Origin of the sequence: Planococcus koreensis, assembly GCF_004761975.1 — a bacterium.
GTDB lineage: Bacteria > Bacillota > Bacilli > Bacillales_A > Planococcaceae > Planococcus > Planococcus koreensis.
This window is the reverse complement of sequence record NZ_RQII01000042.1, coordinates 62,625-83,400: the sequence shown is the minus strand read 5'-3', so window position 1 is coordinate 83,400 and position 20,776 is coordinate 62,625. Positions and strand designations below refer to the sequence as shown.

Annotated in this window: 21 protein-coding genes; 15 read left to right on the top strand and 6 right to left on the bottom strand. The window is 49.0% G+C overall.

All coding sequences use genetic code 11. The features are described 5' to 3' along the window. Nucleotides 1–103 precede the first annotated feature (103 nt). From hisC to EGV91_RS10305, 4 genes are all read left to right on the top strand, one after another. Entirely contained in the window at nt 104–1,213 is a 1,110-nt protein-coding gene (hisC, locus tag EGV91_RS10320) for a histidinol-phosphate transaminase (RefSeq protein WP_135503421.1), read from the top strand. A 115-nt stretch (nt 1,214–1,328) separates the two neighbouring features. Further along, nucleotides 1,329–2,258: an NAD(P)/FAD-dependent oxidoreductase gene (locus EGV91_RS10315; protein ID WP_135503419.1), complete on the top strand. Its 930-nt coding sequence runs from the start codon at nt 1,329–1,331 to the stop codon at nt 2,256–2,258. An 86-nt stretch (nt 2,259–2,344) separates the two neighbouring features. Then, nucleotides 2,345–2,638, top strand: a complete 294-nt coding sequence (locus EGV91_RS10310; protein WP_135503417.1) for a hypothetical protein — start codon at nt 2,345–2,347, stop codon at nt 2,636–2,638. Between the two features lie 114 nt (nt 2,639–2,752). Beyond that, the gene (locus tag EGV91_RS10305; protein WP_135503415.1) at nt 2,753–3,118 is read left to right on the top strand and encodes a nuclear transport factor 2 family protein; all 366 of its coding nucleotides are present in this window, start codon (nt 2,753–2,755) and stop codon (nt 3,116–3,118) included. 42 nt (nt 3,119–3,160) lie between these two features. Here the strand turns inward: EGV91_RS10305 and EGV91_RS10300 are convergent, their stop codons facing one another. Genes EGV91_RS10300 through EGV91_RS10290 form a run of 3 tightly spaced genes read right to left on the bottom strand, consistent with a single transcriptional unit; the run spans nt 3,161 to nt 5,581 of the window. Further along, the gene (locus EGV91_RS10300) at nt 3,161–3,733 is read right to left on the bottom strand and encodes a 5' nucleotidase, NT5C type (protein ID WP_135503413.1); all 573 of its coding nucleotides are present in this window, start codon (nt 3,731–3,733) and stop codon (nt 3,161–3,163) included. Continuing rightward, complete coding sequence (ribD, locus tag EGV91_RS10295; protein WP_135503411.1) at nt 3,730–4,833, bottom strand: bifunctional diaminohydroxyphosphoribosylaminopyrimidine deaminase/5-amino-6-(5-phosphoribosylamino)uracil reductase RibD; 1,104 nt, start codon at nt 4,831–4,833, stop codon at nt 3,730–3,732. Before ribD ends, EGV91_RS10300 begins: the two co-directional genes overlap by 4 nt. Next, nucleotides 4,820–5,581 carry a GTP cyclohydrolase II gene (locus EGV91_RS10290; RefSeq protein WP_135503409.1) on the bottom strand — a complete coding sequence of 254 codons (762 nt, stop codon included), beginning with the start codon at nt 5,579–5,581 and terminating at the stop codon, nt 4,820–4,822. Before EGV91_RS10290 ends, ribD begins: the two co-directional genes overlap by 14 nt. Before the next feature lie 265 nt (nt 5,582–5,846). On the opposite strand from EGV91_RS10290, the gene EGV91_RS10285 reads away from it, so the two are divergent. From EGV91_RS10285 to EGV91_RS10275, 3 genes are all read left to right on the top strand, one after another. Then, nucleotides 5,847–6,338: a ferritin gene (locus tag EGV91_RS10285; protein WP_135503407.1), complete on the top strand. Its 492-nt coding sequence runs from the start codon at nt 5,847–5,849 to the stop codon at nt 6,336–6,338. A gap of 62 nt (nt 6,339–6,400) precedes the next feature. Continuing rightward, nucleotides 6,401–7,132 carry an ABC transporter ATP-binding protein gene (locus EGV91_RS10280; RefSeq protein ID WP_135503405.1) on the top strand — a complete coding sequence of 244 codons (732 nt, stop codon included), beginning with the start codon at nt 6,401–6,403 and terminating at the stop codon, nt 7,130–7,132. Further along, nucleotides 7,129–7,878, top strand: coding sequence for an ABC transporter permease (locus tag EGV91_RS10275; protein WP_135503402.1), 750 nt, complete (start codon nt 7,129–7,131; stop codon nt 7,876–7,878). Before EGV91_RS10280 ends, EGV91_RS10275 begins: the two co-directional genes overlap by 4 nt. 72 nt (nt 7,879–7,950) lie before the next feature. Here the strand turns inward: EGV91_RS10275 and EGV91_RS10270 are convergent, their stop codons facing one another. Next, complete coding sequence (locus tag EGV91_RS10270; protein WP_135503400.1) at nt 7,951–9,030, bottom strand: saccharopine dehydrogenase family protein; 1,080 nt, start codon at nt 9,028–9,030, stop codon at nt 7,951–7,953. Nucleotides 9,031–9,246: 216 nt separating this feature from the next. On the opposite strand from EGV91_RS10270, the gene EGV91_RS10265 reads away from it, so the two are divergent. The 5 genes from EGV91_RS10265 (at nt 9,247) to EGV91_RS10245 (ending at nt 13,898) form a co-directional block, all read left to right on the top strand. Continuing rightward, on the top strand, nt 9,247–10,242 hold the full coding sequence (locus tag EGV91_RS10265; protein ID WP_135503398.1) for a S8 family peptidase: 996 nt from the start codon (nt 9,247–9,249) through the stop codon (nt 10,240–10,242). Nucleotides 10,243–10,430: 188 nt separating this feature from the next. Continuing rightward, entirely contained in the window at nt 10,431–10,835 is a 405-nt protein-coding gene (locus EGV91_RS10260) for a DUF485 domain-containing protein (protein ID WP_135503396.1), read from the top strand. Then, the gene (locus tag EGV91_RS10255; protein ID WP_135503394.1) at nt 10,832–12,367 is read left to right on the top strand and encodes a solute symporter family protein; all 1,536 of its coding nucleotides are present in this window, start codon (nt 10,832–10,834) and stop codon (nt 12,365–12,367) included. The genes EGV91_RS10260 and EGV91_RS10255 overlap by 4 nt, the downstream gene beginning before the upstream one ends. Nucleotides 12,368–12,561: 194 nt before the next feature. Next, nucleotides 12,562–13,365 (top strand): type II pantothenate kinase, encoded by an 804-nt coding sequence (gene coaW, locus EGV91_RS10250; protein ID WP_135503392.1) that lies wholly within the window; start codon nt 12,562–12,564, stop codon nt 13,363–13,365. A gap of 158 nt (nt 13,366–13,523) precedes the next feature. Beyond that, entirely contained in the window at nt 13,524–13,898 is a 375-nt protein-coding gene (locus EGV91_RS10245; protein ID WP_135503390.1) for a VOC family protein, read from the top strand. Between the two features lie 160 nt (nt 13,899–14,058). Here EGV91_RS10245 and EGV91_RS10240 read toward each other — a convergent pair whose 3' ends face one another. Continuing rightward, the gene (locus EGV91_RS10240) at nt 14,059–14,619 is read right to left on the bottom strand and encodes a nitroreductase family protein (RefSeq protein ID WP_241666169.1); all 561 of its coding nucleotides are present in this window, start codon (nt 14,617–14,619) and stop codon (nt 14,059–14,061) included. Between the two features lie 157 nt (nt 14,620–14,776). Here EGV91_RS10240 and EGV91_RS10235 point away from each other — a divergent pair, with 157 nt between their 5' ends. Continuing rightward, complete coding sequence (locus EGV91_RS10235; RefSeq protein WP_135503388.1) at nt 14,777–16,171, top strand: protoporphyrinogen oxidase; 1,395 nt, start codon at nt 14,777–14,779, stop codon at nt 16,169–16,171. A gap of 99 nt (nt 16,172–16,270) precedes the next feature. On the opposite strand, the gene katA is transcribed toward EGV91_RS10235, so the two are convergent. After that, the gene (katA, locus tag EGV91_RS10230) at nt 16,271–17,737 is read right to left on the bottom strand and encodes a catalase KatA (RefSeq protein ID WP_135503386.1); all 1,467 of its coding nucleotides are present in this window, start codon (nt 17,735–17,737) and stop codon (nt 16,271–16,273) included. A 314-nt stretch (nt 17,738–18,051) separates the two neighbouring features. Here katA and EGV91_RS10225 point away from each other — a divergent pair, with 314 nt between their 5' ends. Together EGV91_RS10225 and EGV91_RS10220 are read left to right on the top strand one after the other, a co-directional pair. Next, a complete protein-coding gene (locus EGV91_RS10225) occupies nt 18,052–19,554 on the top strand; it encodes a class I adenylate-forming enzyme family protein (protein ID WP_135503384.1) in 1,503 nt (500 codons plus the stop codon). A 26-nt stretch (nt 19,555–19,580) separates the two neighbouring features. Further along, on the top strand, nt 19,581–20,762 hold the full coding sequence (locus EGV91_RS10220) for an acetyl-CoA C-acetyltransferase (RefSeq protein WP_135503382.1): 1,182 nt from the start codon (nt 19,581–19,583) through the stop codon (nt 20,760–20,762). The last annotated feature ends 14 nt before the right edge of the window (nt 20,763–20,776 follow it).

Genomic DNA, 20,776 nt, shown 5'->3' with positions numbered 1-20,776 from the left:
TGGAAGTAATTTCAGGTGCCGCAAAAGCCCAATGACTGGTATAGTTATAATTGTATTTAAATAAACATTCAAACAATGGAAACCATCATCGGGAGGCGCTCATATGGAAATCAGAAAAAACATCTTACCGCGTAAAACTTTGGATACAATCCAGCCTTATTCGCCGGGCAAACCAATTTGGGAAGTACAGAAAGAATTGGGCTTGGACCGCGTCATTAAATTGGCATCAAATGAAAATCCGCTTGGCCCTTCTCCGAAGGCAGTAGAAGCGATCAAAAAGAGCTTGTCGGAATTGAACCGTTACCCCGATGCTGATGCGACGGCTTTAAAAACAGCCATTGCCGAACAATACGGTGTAACAACGTCGCAAATCATTCCGACAAACGGTGCAGACGAATTGATCACGCTCGTTTCGGAAGCGTTTTTGGAACAAGGGGACGAAATCATCGTGCCGTCGCCTTCATTCAGTGAGTACGATTTTGGGGCGCACATCATGGGGGCAAAAGTGGTGCCGGTGCCATTCGCAGAGAACTTTGAGTTTGACGTGGATGCCATTTTAGCTGCTGTTACGAATAAAACCAAAATCATTTATATCTGTACGCCGAACAATCCGACGGGCACAATCATGGCCAAAGCGGATATCGAAAAAGTGCTCAACTCGGTGAATGATATCCTGGTTGTTATTGACGGGGCTTACAGCCACTTCGCTGATGTGCCGGAATACACAGAAGGTGTTGAATTCGCCAAAGCCGGATACCCGGTCATCGTGCTGCAGACGTTCTCGAAAATTTACGGCATTGCGGGACTGCGCGTGGGCTTCGGCATCGCACCGGAAGAAATCATCCAATCGGTGCTGAAAGTGAAAGAGCCATTTAACGTCAATGCATTAGCGCAAACAGCCGCTACAGCTGCAATCACGGATACGGAACACGTAAAAGCATCTCGTGAAGCCAATAAAGCAGGGCGCGAGCTCTTCTATAAAACGTTTAAAGAACTGGGTTTGAAGTATACGGAAAGCGAAGCGAACTTCGTTTTGGTGGAAGTCGGCCCGAACGGCGAGGAAATCTATAAAGCCCTCATGGCGCAAGGCGTCATTGTCCGCTACGGCAAAACATGGGGCTTGCCGGAATTTATCCGCGTTTCGGTCGGCACGCCGGAAGAAAACGAATTCTTCATTGAAGTATTGAATGGCTTATTGGCCAAACAGGCATAAATCGGCAGCGCTGAATCCATTTGGGTTCAGCGCTGTTTTTCGGCTGGACGACGTTTACGGGCCCTCCATAGCGGGAAAATTTATGGGATAAAGCAAGTTATGGAGGATGGCTGACATGCGATACGATTGTGTAATAATCGGCGGCGGGCCCGCGGGCTTGAACGCTGCTTTGGTGCTGGGAAGATCGCGGAGGAAGACATTGATTTTCGATGACAATCATGGCCGGAACCTGGTGACCCGTGCATCCCACGGCTTTATCACCCGGGACGGCATCCAGCCATCGGAATTCAAGCGGCTGGCGTATGAAGAAGTCGCCAAATACGATTGTGTCGAGTTGAAGAAAGACCGGATTGCCGATATCGAACATGTGACCGATACCCATTATGTATTGAAGACGGCAAAAGGGGAAGTTTACCACAGCATCAAAGTCCTGCTCGCAACGGGACTGAAAGAAGAGCTGCCCAATATACCGGATATTGAAAATTATTATGGCACCAGCTTGTTCAGCTGCCCGTATTGCGACGGCTGGGAACTTCGGGATCAGCCGCTTGCGGTCATCGCGGATAAGAATGTATTTGAACTGGCGAAAAAAGTCTTTACATGGAGCAGGGACTTGGTGGTGTTTACAGACGGGGAAGGGCGCTTGGAGCTGGAAGACCGCGACAAGCTGGAGGCGAAAGGGATCGTCGTCTACGAAGACGTGATCGATGGCCTTGAAGGTGAAGAAGGGCAATTGCGCAGCGTGCGGCTTGAAGACGGCACCTTGATTGACCGGCGCGGCGGATTTGTCACGCCGCGCTGGAGCCATGCTACGCCTTTTGCCAAAAAGCTCGGCTGCCGCTTGAATGCCCACGGCGGCATCCTGACGGACGGCTATGGCCGCACTAACGTCTGGAACGTCTATTCCGCGGGCGACGCGTCTCTGATCGTCCCTTCGCAGCTCATCATTGCGGCCGGTGAAGGAAGCGCCGCTGCCATCGGCATAAATGGCGACTTGACCAATGAATATTTCGACACTGAGTTCCATGAAGAGGATGACGTCTGATTCGCACGGATGACCCGATTTGATTGCATGGCGCAGGACAGGTGCGTTAAAATTTATAAAACGAACACCCGAGGAGGCGGATCGGCATGCCGGGGTTATTGTCATCAATCGTTTACATCGATACGGAACGGTTTATCGAAGCGGGGGAGATGCGGATCATCCAGCGGGAATACCATCTTCAATTGTTTGAAGATGAAGTGGTCGCTTCGGCGTCGGTCTTCAAATTGCCGAACGTCTGGGATGTTTCCTATAAATCCTTTTCGCAAGATGCGAATCTGCTGTATCTGCATACCCATAGAGGGGTCATCACATATAGAGTCCACGAAGATCCGGGCCATTTTGTGAAAACCTTTAAAAAATTGAAGAATACGCATTATTAGAGCCTGGAGAAATCTGCGGCTTTTTCTTTTTGCTCATTAATTTACTGCTGAAAACACGAATTTATGTTAAAATTCAGAAAATAGTGCGAAAAAACGGGATGGAGGAGACAAGGCATGCAGAACATCATTGAGACGGCTGACAAGTGGGTCGAACGGGTAAATGCCAAGGATGTCGATGGCGTATTGGCGGTTTCTGACCACAATATCGAAATGATCGGTCCGGCAGGCAGTGCGGTAGGGCACGACACATTGAAGCAATGGGTGGAAAACTCGCATATCCACTTGGTCACCCGAAACCGTTACGCAAAAAGGGATAAAGTGATTTATGAGCAGGTAGGCACGTGGGATGACGAACGCGGCGAAGTGGTCATCTATACGTATATGGAGATAAAAAATAACAAAGTATGTGAAATTGCGCGCTACGATACGCTGGACGATGCTTTCGGCAGCAGCGGCTTAAGCGAGGAAGATAAAATTTGAAAATCCCTCGCCTGGAAGAAATCAGGCGAGGGATTTTTGTTTTCAGTTTCGGTTTTTTGACAGGAGAGGCTCCAGCTCATCCCAATGCGCAATGCGGGGATGTGCCAAGTGGCGATTATAGGATTGATCTTTCATCACTACGGTCAGCGAGCCGCGTGTTAAATGTTCCACAACCGCAGGCTTGTCGTCAAAATAATAATCGAGTTCGAGCTTTTCGATGATGTGGACTTTCTCAGCATCTTTCATGCCGCAATAAAAACGGCTGTCTGCAACCGGAAAGCCCTGCTGCTTCATCCACGTTTTTGTGCGTTCTGCATGTTTTCCAGGGCGGGCGGTCAAGTAATAGATTTCGTGCCCTTGGCGTTCCAGTTTTTGAAGCAATTCAACTGCTCCCGGGTAAATCGGGCATTCCGTATAATACAATTCCTCCAGCACACTATTCCACATATGATGGCCTTCTTCATCGGTCATGCCGAAGAGCGTATGGATTTCCACACGGTCAAGTTCGTGGAAATGGGATGCGTCGACTTTCCGGCCAAGCTTTTCCTGGTAAAGCCCAAATGCGTATTCCCGCAAATTGATCAATGTATCGTCGATATCAAATCCGAATTTCATGAGTTTTGCTCCTTTTTGACAGGGTAGCCTGTGAACTTAAAGTCTTTGCCGATTTTAACAAATTCACCGCGTTCCAACTCGACGGCGTCTTTCATCAAGTCATAACCCATGCCCTCGATGAAAGTAGGCGCCTGTTTGCCGCCGATCAGTTTCGGTGCAAAGTAAAAGACCGTTTTGTCCACCAAGCCTGCTTCAAGAAAAGCCGCATTGACCGTGCCGCCGCCTTCAATGAACAACGAAGAAATGGATTTTTCTCCTAAGATGCGGACAACATCGCGGACATCGACTTGTTTCAAGCCGCTCGTTTCGAAGACGGAAATTCCAAGCTGTTCCAATGCAGCTTTTTTCTCGGAATCCACTTTTTGGGCAGTAAAAATCCAGGTCTCAGCAAGGCCGTCTGCCACAATTTTCGAGTCGAGGGAAATCCTCAGCGACGAATCCAGGACAATCCGGAGCGGGTTGCGGCCATCCGGTATGCGTGCCGTCAGTTCAGGATCATCTTCGACGACAGTTCCGACACCGACAAGGATCGCTTGGTTTTCGCTCCGCAGCTGATGGACATCCAGGCGCGCTTCTTCTGAAGTGATCCATTTTGAATCGAGCGAGCGGGTAGCGATTTTGCCATCTAAAGTCGAAGCCGCCTTTAATGTGATAAAGGGCCGTTTTTCGGTGATGAAAAGATTGAACACTTCATTCATTTGGCGCGCTTCTTCTTCGCATACGCCGACCTTAACGTCGATTCCTGCTCGTTCGAGTATCGCCACACCGTTGCCCGAAACCAAAGGATTCGGATCCAGCGTGGCAATCACCACTTTTTTCAATCCGGCGTTTACGATCGCTTCCGCACATGGTCCGGTGCGGCCGTGATGCGAACAAGGTTCCAATGTGACATAGATGGTGCCGCCGCGTGCGGCATCGCCGGCCATGCGCAGGGCGTGGATTTCGGCATGCGGTTCCCCTGCTTTTAAGTGGGCGCCGATGCCGACAACGCGGCCGCCGTTGACGATGACCGATCCGACGAGCGGATTCGGCTCTGTCTGGCCTTTCATCGATTTGGCATTATTGATGGCAAGCGCCATGTAAAAATCATCTTGCGGCATGTGCTTCGTCCTCCAATTCTTCCAAATGGCCGGATCGGCTGATTTTTGTCTGCAGGTACTTTTCGTTGTATTCCGATTTGTCGCCCCAAAGAGCCACTCTTCCGGCAATCGCCAGATCGGAGTTTTCAAGTGCCGTCAGTTTTTTCGGGTTATTGGTCATCAACGTAACCGGTTTTGTGCGCAATTGCTTTAATACGGCAATGGCGTCTTCGTAATTCCGGGAATCGTCGACAAAGCCCAAGCTTTCATTCGCTTCGACTGTGTCATAGCCATTCTCCTGCAGGACATACGCCATCGCCTTGCTGAATAGGCCGATGCCGCGCCCTTCATGGTTCGCCAGGTAAAACAAGGCGCCTGAACCGTGGTCGGTGATCTGCTGCATCGACTGCTTCAGCTGGAAGCCGCAGTCGCAGCGCTTGCTGCCGAAAATATCGCCGGTGTGGCAAATCGAATGCATGCGGATCAACGCATCTTCGCTGTTTTTAAAATCACCGTAAACAAGCACGCTCGACTGCTGGTATTCAGCCAAGTTGGAAGAAGATAATTTTTCAATGATGCTGCCATAATCCTCTGTCACTTCATCGTGCTTCAGCCAGCTGTACCACTGGAATTCAACGGTGGCGCCATTGAGGCTGACCGGCAAGCGGATCGGGCCTACCAAGTAAATCGCTTCTTCGTCCATTTTGATCAATTGGATTTTATCTTTTAATACCGACAATACTGCCGGTTCGAGTTTCATTGACGTCATCGGATTTCCCCCTTAAAATACGCTTCTATACATCTAATGGTTATTATACTCTAACTACTTACTAAAAGTAAGTTATAAGCTCCTTTTTTATTCCGTTTTTCTACAAATGATAATTATTATCGTTAATAATTCAAATAAATAACTGTTTAAATGATTTTCATTCTCAATTAAATTAATAAATTCTCAATTACTTGGCAGGCACGAAAGCGATGTGTTATATTATCTATATTAGAATGATTATAAATAAGAAAGAGGAGGAATACACATGTTACCAGCAAAATTGACTTTGGCGTTAAACGATCAATTCAATAATGAATTACAGGCCGCTCACGCATATACGGCCATGGCTGCTTACTTTTCGAAAAAAGGGTACCACGGATTCGCCAATTTCTATTTAGTTCAATCACAGGAAGAGCATCAACATGCGATGAAGTTCTACCATTACTTAGCGGCGATGGACGAAAAGCCGGTGCTTCAAGCATTGAATGAACCTAAGAATCATTTCGAAAGAGCACTGGACGTATTGGAAAGTTCCTTAGCGCAGGAAAAAGACGTGACGAGCAATATTTATGCGCTTGTGACATTGGCAGGCGAACTTCAGGAACACGCAACGTTATCGTTTTTGGATTGGTTCATCGAAGAGCAGACGGAGGAAGAAAAAACCTTCCGGGATCTCATCACCCGCATGAAGCAAATTGAAGAAGGCGGCGAATACTTCCTGAAAATGGACGATGAATTCGCTGAACGAAAATTGTAGGCACAACGCGGCGGTACACATCAATTTGTGTGCCGCTTCATTTTGAAAAGGAAGTGATTTGCATGACAATCGATTACCAGCCGGCTATCCATTTTAACCATGTCGGCTTCAGTATTGGGGATTTCCGCATTTTGAAAGGCATAACCGGTTCATTTCCTGAAGGGAAAATAACGACGCTGGTCGGGCCTTCCGGTGCCGGAAAGACGACTTTGCTGAAATTATGCAATGGCCTACTGTCACCTGATGAAGGAGAATTGTACATCAAAGGTGAAGCGGTCAACCAGTTCAATCCGGTGGATTTGCGGCGCATGGTGGGCATTGCGCTGCAAAGTGCGCCGATGGTCAGCGGTACTGTTTACGATAATTTGAATCTGCCATTGGAATTGCAGAACCAGAAATTGCCCGTTGGAGAAGCGGAAGCGTTGCTCGAAGATGTCGGCCTGGCAAAAGATTTGCTGAACCGCAATGTGAAAGACCTGTCTGGCGGACAACGCCAGAAAGTATCGATTGCGCGAACGCTTGTCAACAAACCTAAAGTGCTGTTGCTGGATGAAATCACCTCCTCATTGGACCGTACCTCGTTAAAGGAAATAGAGGAATTGATCGTGAAAATAAATGAAAAATACGGCACCACCATCATCTGGATTACGCATAACCTCCAACAAGCACTCGAGATCGGCGATTATACTTGGGTGATGATGGATGGCGAGGTCATTGAAACCGGGGAAAGTGAATTGCTGAACGACCCGCATAATGACGAAGTTAGGCGTTTTGTGAAGGGGGAAGCGAAATGAGTTATTTCACCTTATCTTTAACGCTGATTTTCGTGCTGATTCCGCTCATTTTGTCAAAAACCTTTAAACTGGGTTTGGAAAAAGATACGGTAGTCGCCACGGTGCGTTCAATTATCCAATTGCTGGCCGTCGGCTATGTCTTGAAATTCGTCTTCGATTCCAGCAGCTTGATCTATGTTTTTCTGATGGTCACGCTAATGGTCGTTGCAGCCACCCATAACGCGCAGAAAAAAGGGGCATCAATCCAAGGCATTACACTTAAGGTTGCCGTTACGTTAGTGTTTGTGGAAGTGTTGACGCAAGGGATCCTTATCGGCTTTAACATCACCCCGCCTACGGCGCAATACATCATCCCGATCAGCGGCATGGTCATCGGGAACTCAATGGTACTGTCGATTCTTTTCCTTAACCGCTTTACAGCGGAAGTGGAATCGCACCAAGACCAGACCGAATTGATCCTGTCGCTTGGCGGAACGCCGAAACAGGCGATCCATAGGCAGCTGATCCGGTCGATCAAAGCCAGCATGATCCCGACGATTGAAAGCCAAAAGACTGTCGGGCTTGTTCAGCTGCCCGGGATGATGAGCGGACAAATCATTGCAGGGGCAGACCCGATCCAAGCGGTCCAATTCCAGCTGTTGATCATGTTCTTATTGTTGACGACTGCATCCGTGACAAGCATCATGCTTGGTTTCCTGTCTTATCCGACTTTATTCAATAAAAGAATGCAGATTTTAAAAAGCTGATCAGACAAAGACGAACAGACCATAGGCGTGCCCATAAACTTGGGCATGCTTAGGGTCTGTTTTTTGTGCACATCAGCTTTTATTGGTGGAAGAAGGATAGAACGTGTCAATCTCAAATTTCCCGGAACCGGGAAGAGCTTCTATCAGCTGTGAGCCGAATAGGCGGGCCGGCGTCGAGCTGCCAGCAGGAAAGCTGCCATTCAATAGGCGTCCCACCGTTTCCAAAGCGCAGTAGACGGTCAGGTCGTAAACATTCGCTACTTGGATGCGCACGGATTTCCGGAGGCCGTCTGCATTCGATGCTTCGCCCCATATGAAGGCGGGCGAATTTTTGCGCAGCGTTTCGTCGGGGCCGCTGACGTTTTGCTCCACCCAAGTGCTGAGTTTTTGCTGCACCGGATCTGAAGCAAGTACTGGGCGCAAGGCATTTGACAGGCGTGCGCCGAAAACGGCTGCCCGCGGCATCGGAATCCATGTCGAAATATCCGGGATTCCGGTTGTATAAAAGGCGGTGGCGACATCGCCCCACGGAATCCCGATGGCAGACTTGGTGCCCCTTCCGAAGTCGATCCGGCGATGCTGGCTGCCGAGTGGCACTGTCGTAAGCCTTCCGTTCCGGCGCACAGCGCTGCCAGAGCCAAGACCCCGGACCGCGGTTTTATAGGTGCCTGGAGATATGCCGGAATCCGAGTCGAAGCCCAGTGCCAGCTGCGTGGCGTCCGGCAGGATTTCTTTCAATTTCAAGGCGGTGCAGTCTGTCGGGATGACATCGAAGCCAACCCCGGAACAAAGGACGACGCCAGCAGCAATTGCCCGTTCGTGTTGTGCGTGTGTATGTTCAAAGACGGGGATTTCCCCGGTAATATCCAAGTAATGAGCGCCTGAGGCCAGACAAGCTTCAATCATCGGTTTGCTCGTTTCGCTGAAAGGCCCTGCGCAATGCAGCACGAGATCGATGTTCTGCAAATGTTCATGCGCCCGGCCATCCAAAGGGAAGGTTCGTGTTTCCAATTGGAATTGTGCAGCCAATACTGCCAGTTTCTCAGCATTGCGCCCGGCAATTACCGGATGCAGCCCCCGGCGCACCGCTTCCTGTACAATCAGCTCGCCTGTATAGCCATATGCCCCGTAAATCAGCCAATTTCCATTCATTTTAAAACCTCCTCTTCCTATACAATTCTTGCAGCGTGTCTAAAAAACCTCTTCTGCAGCTTATTTATGCATCGTGCAAAAGACTGAAGAAATGTTTCCCGGGAAATAAAAAGGGAATTTCAAGGGAAAATAGAACAGAACTAATAGCAGGAGAAAGGCCAATTAGCAGCAGCGGACAGCAGACGGAATTAGAATGAATGATAAGGAGGCGCTTTTATGCATGATATTCATTTAATCCCTTTTCGGGTGGAAGCAATCGAGGCAGCAGCCCCGCAAATTCCGGAAGGTGTGCGGATGATCCAAGCACCTGCGGTCTGGGAACAGGCTCAGCACGGCAAAGGCACGGTTGTAGCGATATTGGACACTGGATGCCAACCGGATCATCCGGATCTTCAGGGCAGAATCATCAGCGGACGGAACTTCACTGCTGACTTCAATAGCGATGCCAATGACTTTTCTGATAATAATGGCCACGGCACACATGTAGCTGGAACAGTGGCGGCCTCGTTGCGCCCGAATGGGAAAATCGTGGGTGTTGCCCCGGGAACACAGTTGCTGATCCTTAAAGTGCTGAACGGGGAAGGGTCCGGTGATTATGAGGGCATTATTAACGGTATCCATTACGCGATTGATTGGCGCGGGCCGAATGGCGAAAAAACGACGGTTATCTCGATGTCGCTAGGCGGCCCTGATAATGTGGCTGAACTACACGATGCCGTGAAGAGAGCGGTCGACAATGGCATTCCCATTGTTTGTGCTGCCGGCAATGAAGGGGACGACAGCCACTCGACCGATGAATTCGCTTATCCGGGCGCATATGGCGAAGTCATTCAAGTGGGGGCAGTCGACTTTAGCCGGAAAATAGCACCGTTCAGCAATACGAACAACGAAATCGACATTGTTGCACCGGGCATCAATATCTACTCTGCTTATCCCGGCAGCCAATATGCGACATTGTCCGGGACTTCGATGGCAACACCCCATATTTCTGGCGCTTTGGTCTTGATCAAGAACATTGCAGAAATGGAATTTGCGCGTGAGCTGACGGAAGCGGAATTATACGCGCAGCTCGTGCGCCGCACAGTGCCGCTCGGCTATCCGAAGACAGCGGAAGGAAACGGTCTGCTGGCACTGGATATCCTGAGCAAATTTGAACAATTGTTCAAGCTGTTCAATTCCTCGTTCGGCCAAGAAAACCAGCGTGGAAATTGAGGAGAAGCAAAAGCATGAATCAGAGCCCGGTTGCTGGCCACAACAGCCGGGCTTTTTTGCATATTATATTCCATTAATTGGAATGGTATTTAATGCCATCTATACCATTTAACGCATTGACTTGGTAAAAGTTAAGTGCTTTAATAGTTTGTATGTTCAGAAAATATAAATAAAAAGGGGTGTTGAGTATGGCGAAAACGGCAACGGGAAATAATGTTTCGGTTCCTGCAACGGGCCAGGACAAGGCGAAAATAGCAACGAATAAACGAGAAGCGGGCCATATCCCGGATTTTGAAGCAATCGAAGCATCGGCCAGTTTCCGGGAATTGATGAAGAAGAAAAAGGCGTTTTTGATTTCGACCACAGTCTTATTTTTAGGCTTGTATCTATTATTCAACCTCGTCATTTCCTATACCGACTGGCTAAGCGCGCCTTTCATCGGCGATATTTCATGGGTGTGGGTATTCGCCTTCGGCCTTTTCGCAATGACGTGGATTCTCGTAACCGTTTACATGAAACGCGCATCGAAATTTGATGAAATGGCGCATGATACATTAAAAGAATTCAATTATGACGAGGAGGAAAACCGATGAACGCAACTGTCATTATCATTTTTTTAGTCATCGTTGCGATGACTCTCGTCATAACGTATTATGCAGCGAAACGCACCAATTCAGCGAGTGATTTCTACACCGCTGGAGGCGGATTGACCGGTTGGCAAAACGGTCTGGCAATTGCCGGGGATTATCTGTCTGCGGCGTCATTCTTAGGAATCGCCGGATCGATTGCATTATTCGGCTTTGATGGATTCCTGTTTTCGATCGGTTATTTAGTGGCCTACCTCGTGGTTTTGTTCGTCGTAGCGGAACCCCTGCGCAATTTGGGGAAATACACACTGGCGGACATGATCAACGCGCGTTTTAACGCGAAGAAAGTGCGTGGTGCTGCGGCGCTCAGCTCTATCACGATTGTCATCTTCTATATGATTGCCCAGCTCGTCGGTGCCGGTGCGTTGATCCAATTATTATTCGGCATCGATTATTTATGGGCTGTCTTGCTGGTCGGCTTTATGATGACGATCTACGTCCTGTTTGGCGGCATGACCGCGACAAGCTGGGTGCAGATCATTAAAGCGGTGCTGCTGATGATCGGTACTGTCATCTTGTCGTTCCTGGTTTTGCAGCGTTTCGACTTCAGCATCCTGGAAATGTTCGCACAAGTGAAAACGGCGACACCGCATGGAGAAGCGTTCCTTAATCCCGGTGTGAAATACAAAATTCCGTTGGATACCATTTCGCTCATGCTGGCACTTGTCCTTGGTACAGCTGGACTGCCTCACATCCTCATGCGCTTCTTCACAGTGCGTGATGCAAAAACGGCACGAAGCTCTGTTATGTGGGCAACGTGGATAGTCGGCATTTTCTATGTTATGACCATTTTCCTTGGTTTTGGCGCTGCGGCATTTGTCGGCTCTGAAACGATCATCAGTACCAACCCTGCCGGCAATATGGCGGCACCGCTTCTTGCACAAGCTTTAGGCGGCGATATCCTAATGTCGTTCATTTCGGCAGTAGCCTTTGCCACAATCCTTGCCGTTGTGGCAGGCCTGGTGCTGACCGGGGCATCAGCATTCGCCCATGATATTTACGGCCAGATCATCAAAAAAGGCCAAGCAACAGAACGGCAGCAGATGCTTGCAGCTCGCTACGCGTCGGTCGGAGTATCCGTATTCTCCATCATTCTGGCAATTTTTGCCCAAAGCCTGAACGTGGCATTCCTTGTGTCGCTGGCATTCTGTATCGCAGCCAGCGCCAATTTACCGGTTATCGTTTACACGATTTTCTGGAAGAAATTCAATACGACTGGAGCGATTTCAGCGATTCTTACTGGACTGGTATCTGCGCTTGTTCTGGTGTCAATCGGCCCGAGCGTCATGAACCCGGAAGCTGGGGTTGCCATTATTACTGGCACACCGCTCTTCCCGCTGACCAATCCCGCCATCGTTTCCATCCCGCTTGGATTCCTGGGTGGAGTCGTCGGCACATTGTTGTCGAAAGAAGCCAACGAGAAGAAATTCTCCGAAGTCAATGTCCGCGCAAACACAGGCGGCTTCAGACAGCTATAATCATTCCCATCTAAAGACGCCGCTTGTCCTTCAATGGACAGGCGGTTTTGTTGTGTATAAGTGCCCACTTTCTTTCGAACGCGCGTCTTCCATCGTTTTCCGGCAAAAAAATTTCGCGAATACCATTATTGTGGTAAAATTTCTTGAGATATAACTCATATTAGCTGGAATTTCCAGAAGGAGCAGGTGCAATAATGATAGTTGGAATTGATGCAGGCGGGACGTTGATCAAAGTGGCTTACGCAGAAGCGGGGGAAATTCACTTTGCAAAATACCCGATTGCGGAAATGGAACAGGTAGCTGATTGGATAAATGGGCTGGACCAAGCGGCTATTTGCGTAACTGGCGGAAAATCCGGTGTTCTCCGTTCTTTCTTAACAAAAGAAACGGCCGAAATGGTTGAATTCGAAGCGACGCATTTAGGGGTGCAGTATCTTCTTGAAAAGATGGGGCGCAGTGATGACGCTTATTTGGTGACCAATGTAGGCACCGGGACTTCTATCCATTGCATTCAGAACAATACCCAGGAACGGCTGGGCGGGACAGGCATCGGCGGCGGTACATTGATCGGTCTGAGCCATTTGCTGACAGGCTTGACTGATTTCGATGAAATTGTGAGACTGGCAAGCAATGGGTCCAGAGAGCGCATCGATTTAAAAGTGAAGCATATTTACGAAGGCAAAGAGCCGCCGATATCAGGCGAATTGACAGCGAGCAATTTCGGCCAGGACCTTTTTTCGATATCCAGTGAATTGTCTGTTGAAGAATTGCTGGCAACTGTCATTGGACTTGTCGGAGAAACCGTCAGCACGGTCAGTGTCCAGGCAGCGCGCCAATGCAGCAGTTCAACTATTATTTATATCGGTTCTTCATTTATTGAAAATGCGCTGCTCAAACAAGTGGTGGAAAGCTACACGATTTTAAGGGGCTCGATTCCGCTATTTCTGGAGAATGGTGAATTTTCCGGAGCAGTCGGGGCAATGAAGAGTTTGGAATGAACCAAAGACCATCAGCCATTGCTGACGGTCTTTTTGTTTTTTATGATAAGTAAGGAGGTGTCAAAAAACAAAAAAAGCCAAAGACTATTTAAATGTTCTGAAATATAAATTAAGATAGAATAAATGCGATTCCATCATCTTAATAAGGAGCTGAAAAAATGATCAGTAAAGTTGGCCAGGTTATGTTATACGTCAACAATCAAGATGAAGCGGTGGATTTTTGGTCAAAAAAATTAGGGTTTGCGGTAGTCGCCGATGAGAAAAGCCAAGGAATGAGATGGATTGAAATTGCTCCATCTGAGGGTGCTGAAACGAGCATCGTTCTGCATGACAAAGAAACAGTCGAAAAAATGTCGCAGGGATTAAACTTAGGTACGCCTTCTTTGATGTTTTTCACGGAAGATGTAGAAAAGCTGTTCAAAGAGTTTACAGAGAAGAACATTACAGTCGGGGGAATTGTAGATATGCCTTCAGGCAAAGTGTTCAACTTTGCGGACAATGAAGATAATTATTTTGCGGTTATGGAAAAGTGAATTCAACGCAAAAAGGACTCGTAGAGCTCTTTCAGGCTGTAGACAAACTCAATCGATGCGAGGCGGCTACAGCCTTTTTTATATGGAAAAAGAGGCATCGGAAAATGCATTCCAAAACCTCTTTAGTCTCTAATCTGAGAAGGCGTCTGAACGCCTTCTTTTATTTGTCTATAATCGTCAGTTTGTTGCGGATGTCGGTGCGTTGGCCTTGTTCCGGCACGTGCTGCGGGTAGCCGATCATCATCGTGGCGACTATTTTTTCAGCTGGCGCAATCCCGATTGCGTTGCGGAAGACCGGATTGTAGATCCAGTCGTTCGAGCGCCAAATCATGCCGATCCCGCGTTCCCACGCCGCAAGCTGAAAATTTTGCAGCAATGAAGAAATTGCGCCGAAATCTTCATCCCAGCGGCGCTGCCGGGGATCTACTGGCATGATGGCCACGACGTGCACCGGAATCGAGCGGAAATACTGTGCTTTGTTGAGTGCTGTCTGCGGAATGGTGCCATCCTTTTGGGTCATGGCATCCAAGAAAGCCTGAACGAATTTCTCTTTGCCCGCTCCAGTGTATAATTGAAAACGCCAAGGTTCATTGAGCGTATGGTTCGGGGCCCATCTGGCGACATTCAGCAAATCAATGATTTCTTCGGTATCAATCGGATCCGGCTTGAATTTCTTTATTGACCGGCGTCCGATAATGTTTTGATCTATAGGGTTCATCATGCGCGCGTCCTCCTCTGTCGACTTAAATGTTTCTATCTTAATCAAACCAGTGTGCAGGAGGAAACGCAATAAAAGCGTGTCAAAAAAGACAAATTATGTTCTGCGGCAAAAGAGATTTGTTGATAGAATAGTAACCATAGCAGGGAGTGGATTGGATATGGCGACAGTGGCAATCATCGGAGGCGGCATTACAGGATTATCAGCCGCGCATTATTTGGAAAAGCTGAAGCAAGACCAGAACCTTGAATTGGATCTTGTGCTGATTGAAGGGGAGGCGCAGCTGGGCGGGAAAATCCGCACAGTGGACAATGGCGAGTTCATCATGGAAACCGGAGCGGATTCAATCGTCGCCCGCCATGCAAGCGTTCTGGAGCTTGTAGGAGAATTGGGGCTGCAGGAAAGAGTCGTTTACAATGGCACCGGCATTTCATACCTATACGCCAATAACAAATTACACGCAATTCCAGCAGACAGTGTCTTCGGGATTCCGATGGACAAAGAAGCGTTGTTCAGCTCGACGCTTGTGTCGGAACAAGGGAAGCTGGAAGCGCTGAAAGACTTTGAAAGCACAAACGAAACGTTCACACGCAATAGTTCACTCGGGGAATTTCTAAAGGCGTTTCTAGGCGAGGAACTGGTGGAGAAGCAGATCGGGCCTGTGTTGTCTGGCGTTTATTCCGGCAGCCTGGACGATTTGACGCTGGCCACGACTTTGCCTTATCTGGTGGATTACAAAAATGATTACGGCAGCATCATCAAGGGCTTCGAGGCCAATAAAGCCCATTTCCAAGGGGCGGCAAACAAGAAATTCATTTCATTTGATAAAGGAATGGCCGTGTTGATCGACCGGCTTGAAGAAACGCTTCATACTACGACAATCGTGAAAGAGGATCCGGTCTCTACTATTGTCAAACAAGGCGACGGCTACGTCATCGAGCTGGCGGGTGGACACGTCATTGGGGCCAATTTTGTCGTCTTCGCAACACCGCATCAAGTGGCGCAGCAAGTGTTGGGCCTCGAGGAGCTGGATGAGGAATTCCAGAAATTGACGAATTCCTCGCTGATCAGCGTCTACCTGGGATTTGATATTGCGGATGAAAACTTGCCGAAAGACGGCACCGGTTTTATCGTATCGGAAGGCAGCGATGTTTTATGCAATGCCTGCACGTGGACCAGCCGGAAATGGAGTCATACTTCACGCGGCCAATTGCTTGTGAGGCTCTTTTATAAGAGTTCGAATCCGGCTTACGAGGGTTTGACAGCCTTGTCTGAAGAGGAATTGGTGAAAGTGGCCTTGTCCGATATTCGAAAAAGCTTGCAGATCGAAGCGCAGCCGACAACGGTCGAAGTGACCGACTGGAAAGGGCTTATGCCCAATTACCATATGGCGCATAAAGCAGCGGTCGATGCATTGGAAATGAAGATGGCCGCTGTGGTGCCGAATGTTCATTTGGCGGGCTCCTCTTATTATGGGGTCGGCATCGGCGCATGCATTCAAAACGGCAAAGAAGTGGCGCAAGCTATTGCAACTGAATTAAAACAGCATGATTGAAAAAGGAAGTGGCCTATAAAGAGCCGCTTCCTTTTTGCATAGAAAAACTGCCGCTTCTGAGAGAAGCGGCAGCTAATTGAGAATGGTTCAGCTAATTGATTATAGCGTTTCAGAAAAAGCCGGGACTTCGAGGCCCAATCCCTCAGCGACGCGTTTGCCGAATTCAGCATCCGCTTTGTAAAGGTGGCTAATTTGGCGGATTTTGATTTCCTCTAACGTGACTGCGCTTAGATTGCCGACGAACGTCGCAACCAACCGGTCTTGTTCTTCCGGGCTTTGCAGGCGGTAAAGATCGCCAGGTTGTGTATAGAAATCGTCTTGCAGGTAAGCAACGGAATCCGTGAATCCTTCAACAGCAAGCGGAGCAGGTTTAGCAGCAGCTGTTTCCTGGGGGCCGCTAAAGCTGTTCGGCTCGTAATAGACAGAAGCTCCGCCATTTTTGCCGAAGTTCATCTGGCCATCGCGCTGATAATTATTGACTTGGTTTTTCGGTGCGTTGATCGGCAGCATCTGGTGGTTTGCGCCTACACGGTAGCGGTGCGCATCGTGGTAAGCGAACAAACGGCCTTGCAGCATTTTATCAGGCGAGACATCGATTCCGGGAACCAATGTACCAGGTGAGAATGTCGCCTGTTCCACTTCCGCAAAATAGTTTTCCGGGTTGCGGTCCAAGACCATGCGGCCGACTTCGATCAACGGATAATCTTTATGCGACCACGTTTTCGTGACATCGAACGGATCGAAGCGGTATGTATCCGCTTCTTCCAATGGCATGATTTGAACATACATCTTCCAAGCCGGGAAGTCGCCTTGATCGATTGCGTTGAACAAGTCTTCCGTATGATAGTCCGGATTTTCGCCGGCAATTTTGTCTGCTACGTCTTGCGTGATGTTTTGAATACCTTGTTCCGTCAGCATATGGTATTTCACCCATACCGATTCGCCTTCAGCGTTTGTCCATTTGAACGTGTGGCTGCCGAATCCGTGCATATGGCGGAGCGTCGCAGGAATGCCGCGGTCGCCCATCAAATACGTGACTTGGTGCAGCGATTCCGGTGATAGCGACCAGAAGTCCCACACTGCGTCCGGGTTTTTAAGATGGGTTTGTGGATGGCGTTTTTGCGTGTGGATGAAATCCGGGAATTTAATGGCATCGCGAATGAAGAAAATCGGCGTGTTGTTTCCGACTAGATCGTAGTTTCCTTCCTCCGTATAGAACTTCAATGAGAATCCACGCGGATCGCGCACTGTGTCAGCAGAACCGGTTTCGCCGGCAACTGTGGAAAAGCGTGCGAACATGTCCGTCTTTTTGCCGACTTCCGACAAGAAAGCGGCTTTCGTATATTTCGTTACGTCATTTGTCACTTCAAAATAACCGTGGGCGCCTGCACCTTTAGCATGGACGACACGCTCAGGAACACGCTCGCGGTTAAAATGGGCTAATTTTTCAAGAAGATGGACATCTTGCAATAGGACAGGCCCGCGTTGTCCGGCCGTCTGCGAGTTTTGGTTGTCTCCGACTGGGGCTCCCCAGTTAGTGGTTAGACCTTGTTTGTCTTGACTCATGAATCGAACACCTCGTTCTCTGTATTTGTATAAAACACTACCTTACCAATGATAACAGTTTCCACATTAAAATCAATTCTTAATGATAATCATTATAAATAAAGAAGGGGTATGCGAAAGATTAAAACAATATTTTAAACTGAGGTTTGAATTTTAAACTCGAAGACAATCAATCCATTGCAATCCAAAATAAAAGCCGATAAGATAAAGGATAGAAAGAGTTTTCTGAAAACTGTATTTTGTAAGCACTTACAGCCGGTTTACCCGCCATCAAAAAGCCAGGCGGCCATTCGATTCCAAAGGGGATGTCGCGCATGTTTATGACAGAAAGCATTGCTGAATACGCAAAAACGCAGCCGGATAAAGTCTATACCTCTTTTCAAGGCAGAGAAATGACGTATCGTGAGTTTTACAGGAAAGCCAAGAGCGTGGCCGCTTATTTCCAGCAAAAAGGCTACGGAAAAGATGACATCATCGCTTTGTATGCGCTGAATTCCGATTTGTTCCTGGTATGCTATTTCGGCATTCAGCTGGGAGGGTTTACCGCCATGCCGATCAACACAAAACTGGCTGCACCCGAAGTGGAGTATATCTTTTCGAACTCGCAGGCAAAAGCGCTGATCTACGAAGAGAAAATAGAAGAAGTGATCAAAAAGACAGAACACAAATTTCAAGATGTGCTGAAAATCGGTACAGACGGAGCGTTCGAACGTTTAATGGCGGAAGGGCAGCCGGAATTCAAACCTGTCAAACTGGCTGGCGATGATACAGCGGTGGTCATGTACACATCGGGCACTACCGGGAAACCGAAAGGCGTCATGCTGACCAATGCCAATCTTGGCGCAACAGCAGACATCTGGGCGGAGGCGCTGTCCGTCACCGTTAATGACCGCATGCTGATTTCAACGCCTTTGTTCCACTGCGCGGCAAGCCACGTGTTCGCAGCACCGGTTACGGCAAAAGGCGGCTCGCTCGTCATCGAAGAAGCATTTTCGCCGGATCAAACTTTGCAGACATTGGAGTCGGAGCAGCCGACCATGTTCTTCGGGGTGCCGGCGATGTACAGCATTCTTTTGAACCGTCCGGATATTAAAAGCAGAGACTTGTCTTCGCTGCGCTTGTTCTGTTATGGCGCAGCACCGATGCCTTATGAGCTGGTGAAGCAGCTGAAAGAGGCGTTTCCGAAAGTGGCTGTACAGAATTGCTACGGACAAACAGAAAATGCGCCCGCCGCTTCATCGCTGAAAGATCATTTGGCATTGGAAAAAATCGGTTCGGTGGGTGAAGCGCTGCCACTGACAGAAATACGGGTGGTGGACGAGTTCGGAGAATCACTGCCAGCGGGGCAAGTGGGTGAAATAACGGTGAAAGGCCCGCAAGTGATGAAAGGCTATCTGCGCAACGAAGAAGCGACGCGCCAAGCCATAAAAAATGGCTGGCTTTACAGCGGGGATTTAGGGAAATTCGATGAAGAGGGTTTATTGTATATAGTGGACCGCAAGAAAGACATGATCATCCGCGGCGGGGAGAACGTGTATCCCGTGGAAGTGGAAGAAGTGCTTTACCAGATTCCGCAGCTGCTGGAGGCGGCGGTTGTCGGCGTGCCGCATGAAGTTTATGGCGAAGTGCCGAAAGCGTATGCCGTCGTAAAGGCGGGACAGGTCATCAGCGAAGAAGAAGTCAAAGCCTATTGCGGCACCCAGTTGGCGAAATACAAAGTGCCGCTGGAAGTGGAATTCATGGATGAATTGCCAAGAAACGCTTCAGGAAAAGTACTGAAACATACGCTGCGCAAACCGGCGGAACAAGCAAAATAAGTGTATTCGGAAGGGGAAATGAAAAAATGGAAAATGTATATTTGGTAAATGGGGCGCGAACAGCATTCGGAGGGTTTGGCGGATCATTCGCCAATGTCGGCGCCACGGAACTGGGAACCGCGACAGCAGTGGAAGCGTTGAAGCGCTCGAATGTAAGAGCGGAAGATATCGACCACGTCGTATATGGCAATGTCATCCATTCAAGCGTCAACGCCGCTTACTTGGCGCGCCATATCGGCTTAAAAGCAGGGGTTCCGAAAGAAGTTCCGGCATTGACGCTCAACCGCCTATGCGGTTCAGGTGCACAAGCTGTCGTAACAGCGGCTCAAAATATTCTGCTCGGCGAGGCTGATATGGTCCTGGCCGGAGGCGCAGAAAATATGTCGATGTCGCCTTATGCGAACTTCAACCAGCGATTTAATGGTCCGAAAATGGGCAATATGCAATTCGAAGATATGCTGACGGCCACGCTGACAGACCAATATACCGGCGCAGGCATGGGAATGACGGCCGAAAAATTGGCAGAGCAATACTCGATTTCCCGCGAAGAACAAGATGCTTTCGCCGTTGAATCACACCAGCGGGCTGCACGTGCAACGGAGAATGGTGTATTTGCAAAAGAAATCGTCGGAGTCGAAGTGAAGACCCGCAAAGGAACTGTTGTGGTTGATAAAGATGAACACATCAAGCCGGAAGCGAGCACAGAGGTGCTTGGGAAGCTGCGTCCGGCATTTAAAAAAGACGGCACCGTGACAGCCGGCAATGCCTCAGGCATCAACGATGGAGCAGCTTCAGTCGTTATTGCCGGACAAGCAGCTGTCGACCGCCACGGTTTGGAGCCGATTGCGCGCATCGTTTCGTGGGGGGTAGCGGGAGTCGATCCGACGATCATGGGCATCGGTCCGGTTCCAGCCATCAAGCAAGCGCTTGAACGTGCCGCCTTGTCTCTTGAGGACATCGATTTGTTCGAAATCAACGAAGCCTTTGCCGCCCAATATTTGGCGGTCGAAAAAGAGCTTGGACTTTCCCGTGATAAAGTCAATGTCAACGGAGGCGCGGTGGCACTCGGGCATCCGGTGGGCACAAGCGGTACCCGCATCCTGCTGTCGGCTGCCTACGAACTCAAGCGCCGCGGAGCGAAATACGCGGTAGCGAGCTTGTGCATTGGCGGCGGCCAAGGCATTGCTGTCGTAATTGAAAGTACCTGATCCACATTATAGCG